Below are 3,239 nucleotides of genomic sequence, written 5' to 3'. Positions count from 1 at the left end.
CCATGGGCCAAGTTTGAATGGAGAGCCGTATGCGCTGAAAGGTGCACGTACGGTTCGGGGAGGAGAAGCGCGTTTGCGCTTCTTACTCCACTCCCTATGCAGCGCGGTTTTCTTTATCTGGTCGCCATTATGGATTGGGCAACGCGCAAAGTACTGTCATGGTGGCTCTCCAATACGATGGATGCCAGTTTCTGCGATGAAGCCTTGAACGAGGCTATTTTCAAATACGGCAAGCCTGAAATAATGAATAGTGTTCAAGGACCCAGTTTACTGGAAGGGACTGGATCAACATTTTGGCGATCCCAAGATCAAAATATCAATGGATGGTCGCGGGCGTTATCCCGACAATATTTTCATCGAAAGATTATGGCGATTCCTCTAGCAAGAAGCCGACATCTCAATGAATTGCTGGACGACTTCCAAGCCAAACGTGTGATCAAAGACTGGATTGGATTTTACAACACAGAGCGGCCCCGCTCTGCCTTTGAAAAACAAACGCCGGAGATGCATACTTTAGCACAATACACATCAACCAAGCGGCATAAAATCTAAACAGCCTCAAACAGGGTGCATCTTAGCGGAACCGTAAATCTGCCCAGAAAAACAGGGCGACTTCGATTATCACCTTTTGGACTGAAACCAAGAAGCTCATAAAACTTCACGGAGCTTCCAAATTGTTAGTCGGTAATACGGCAATTATGAGCGTTGGATTGCTCATCTTTGCCCCAGTCTAATCTGGTTGCTTATTTGTGCCTGTTTGACGCTCTTTCGTGATCTCTCCAGTTTTTCCATTTGAAAAAAGAACAAGAGTAATAAAGGCAAAGACCATAATAATAATGGCAATGTCAAAAGCCCCCAGTGCGCATGCGATGCCAATTGCACCCGTCGCCCACAGGCTCGCGGCGGTTGCTGTTCCTTTAACGGACGAGCTCAGCCTTAAAATTGCACCGCCTCCGATAAAGCCCATGCCGGTAATTACACCTTCTATGATGCGTGCCAGTGCTTCGGGGCTGCCAGTGGTGATACCTTCGGCTGCTTGAACAAAGCCACAACTTGCTACGGCAACTAACGGAAAAGTACGTAGTCCGGCACTTCTTTCTTCGCGCTCTCTATGCCAACCGATTGGCAATGCCAGAATATATGCTGCAACTAATGTAAAAATATGTGGCCAGACATTAAAGTTGTCGGCATAGAATGTTTCTCTTAAAGCGCTATGAAATTCATTCATTTTAAGGGCTTTCCTTGCTGTTATATAAAAACAACGAAAAAGCTTAGAGAATGTTCCGCATTATAATTTTTTGATGTGTGCTGCTTCAAAAAGAGCAATGAAACTTGGTATATGCAGGGTCAAGGAAATTGATTTTGATGGTAGTGCGATTACTGAAATAGCGTTCCTTGTTTGCTTGCCGCATGCAGCCTAGTGCTTACCTTAATAATAGAAAGGGGTTACTATGGCTAAAGGTTCAATATTATCATTTTCTCTCATCGGCAAAGGTTCGGTTGTAAAGCAAAAGCTGGAAATCGTTGGAAGTTCGCTGACAATTGATGTTGTCGGCCACAGTACGCTTGGTGGCGATAATAGTGCGCCAAGCCCGCTGGATTACGCACTTGCTGCTTTATCATCCTGCACGCAGGTAACCTCGCAGATTATCGCATCACAAGACCCGTCCATTGAGCTTGGTGAGTGGTCGATTAATCTGACTAGCCATCTGGACAATAGCGTGCTGGTCTTTGGCGAAGAGGGTATCTCGAATTTTTCAGACGTTCATCTGGATATCAGTGTTGAAACCAATCTGGATGATGTAAAATTTGCAGCTTTTGCATTTGAAGTCGAAAGACGTTGCCCGATGACTCAGCTCTTTCGCGGGAGTGGTGTGAAGTTTTCCAGTAATTGGAAAAATATCGAATTGCGTAAAGCAGCTTAACTTCTTTGATAAAAAAAGCCGCCCGACTGGAGCAGGGCGGCTTATAGGTTTTTAAGTGCTATTAGGCGTCGTCTTTTTCAGGCAGCACCAGATAAATCAGTACGGCAATGATGGTGATGAAGAAGCGGAATGCGTCAGGAACTCCATTCCATTGCTTGGACATCCACATGCCAAACCATTCGCCACCAACCGACATAAATGCGACCTGCCATGTCAGGAAGCCAAGTGTCAGACCAGCAATTGCCCAGTTTTTCTTCGTATTGAATGAGGCAGCGCTGTCATTACGGGCAGCCAGCAATTTGAAACCACCAATCCAGCACAAGAGTGCAGTCAGAGTTTCAAGGATAATAATGCCGATATAACCTGCATGGTGCAGCCATTCGGTTTCAATCGCACGATATTTAATTGTTGCATCTGGGAAGATTGTGTCCATCAGAAACACATGATGCACAAACGCAAAGTTTGAACCGTAGTCAGTGATATTGCCAAAGGCAACGAGCGACGCAAAGAATGCGATGGCCAGAACCATAAGAGTTTTTGAGAGTCTTAAAACCATTTTTTAAATCCGTATCAACGAGAGTTAAAGGGCGTGAGTTAGTAATCGCCATTCCGGAAGCGTACGATACGAAAACCTCAACTCGTTATTTGCTCTATGTCTTTACAGCTTTGGCTAATATGCAGCAATCTTAACTTAGTTTTAAGGTTAATAGCGGTGTTGGGATTGTTTAGTCTTTGTATGGCGCCTGGCAAGTCTGAGGCTAAATTGCCATGAACCTTAACACTCCAACAGGGTTGGGAGGTGCTTCCGGCCTTGGCCCAAACAAAGCTGCCTATCTGAACTTTGATATACGTAGCTTTGAAGCGATGCTGACAAGGGCAGAGCAGCAGGTTTTGCCAACTGCCATCAGTAATGGTTTGAACAGAGTGGCGGCGGTCAGCCGGCAGGAAGTGCAAAAGGCAATGGACTTGCAGCTTGTTAATTACGGAAATATGCGGGAATTTCGCACCGCGACATGTCTTCAGTCTGAGACTAAAATCAAAGCCTAAAGTCGGGACTAAAGAACTAAAGTCAAAGTGAAATCAAAACGCCTCCAAGGGCTAAGATGAGTACGACTGCCCAAGCTGGAAACTTCCAAACGGTCAGGAGCAGAAACCCGGTCAGCGCTAATACAAATTCAAAAGGTTTATGAATGGTACTGCTCCAGACGGGTTGGTAGAGTGAAGTGGTCCTGGAAAACTAGACAGTCTGCTAAGATGTATCCTCCTTTAGCGATTGGATACGCAAATGACGACAAGACGGAACTTTTCAGACAA

Annotated in this window: 5 protein-coding genes; 3 read left to right on the top strand and 2 right to left on the bottom strand. The window is 45.4% G+C overall.

Translation table 11 applies throughout. From position 1 onward, the window contains the following. On the top strand, positions 1–552 hold a 552-nt coding region (locus FHS77_RS15885), incomplete at its 5' end, for a DDE-type integrase/transposase/recombinase (protein ID WP_343061036.1). Between the two features lie 178 nt (positions 553–730). Here the strand turns inward: FHS77_RS15885 and FHS77_RS15880 are convergent. After that, positions 731–1,228, bottom strand: a complete 498-nt coding sequence (locus FHS77_RS15880; protein WP_184224886.1) for an MgtC/SapB family protein — start codon at positions 1,226–1,228, stop codon at positions 731–733. A gap of 223 nt (positions 1,229–1,451) precedes the next feature. Between FHS77_RS15880 and FHS77_RS15875 the strand changes: the two genes are divergently transcribed. Continuing rightward, positions 1,452–1,925, top strand: coding sequence for an OsmC family protein (locus FHS77_RS15875; RefSeq protein ID WP_184224885.1), 474 nt, complete (start codon positions 1,452–1,454; stop codon positions 1,923–1,925). A gap of 61 nt (positions 1,926–1,986) precedes the next feature. Here FHS77_RS15875 and FHS77_RS15870 read toward each other — a convergent pair whose 3' ends face one another. Further along, the gene (locus tag FHS77_RS15870; RefSeq protein WP_184224884.1) at positions 1,987–2,481 is read right to left on the bottom strand and encodes a DUF2165 family protein; all 495 of its coding nucleotides are present in this window, start codon (positions 2,479–2,481) and stop codon (positions 1,987–1,989) included. Positions 2,482–2,693: 212 nt separating this feature from the next. Between FHS77_RS15870 and FHS77_RS15865 the strand changes: the two genes are divergently transcribed. Continuing rightward, positions 2,694–2,972 carry a hypothetical protein gene (locus FHS77_RS15865; RefSeq protein ID WP_184224883.1) on the top strand — a complete coding sequence of 93 codons (279 nt, stop codon included), beginning with the start codon at positions 2,694–2,696 and terminating at the stop codon, positions 2,970–2,972. Positions 2,973–3,239 lie beyond the last annotated feature (267 nt).

This window comes from Paenochrobactrum gallinarii, from assembly GCF_014205685.1.
GTDB lineage: Bacteria > Pseudomonadota > Alphaproteobacteria > Rhizobiales > Rhizobiaceae > Paenochrobactrum > Paenochrobactrum gallinarii.
The sequence above is the reverse complement of the archived record's forward strand: the minus strand, read 5'-3'. Positions and strand labels throughout refer to the sequence as shown.

Coding starts and splice junctions, on each gene's coding strand:
- FHS77_RS15870 (WP_184224884.1), bottom strand. CDS start 2,481: ATGGTTTTAAGACTCTCAAAAACTCTTATGGTTCTGGCCATCGCATTC.
- FHS77_RS15880 (WP_184224886.1), bottom strand. CDS start 1,228: ATGAATGAATTTCATAGCGCTTTAAGAGAAACATTCTATGCCGACAAC.
- FHS77_RS15875 (WP_184224885.1), top strand. CDS start 1,452: ATGGCTAAAGGTTCAATATTATCATTTTCTCTCATCGGCAAAGGTTCG.
- FHS77_RS15865 (WP_184224883.1), top strand. CDS start 2,694: ATGAACCTTAACACTCCAACAGGGTTGGGAGGTGCTTCCGGCCTTGGC.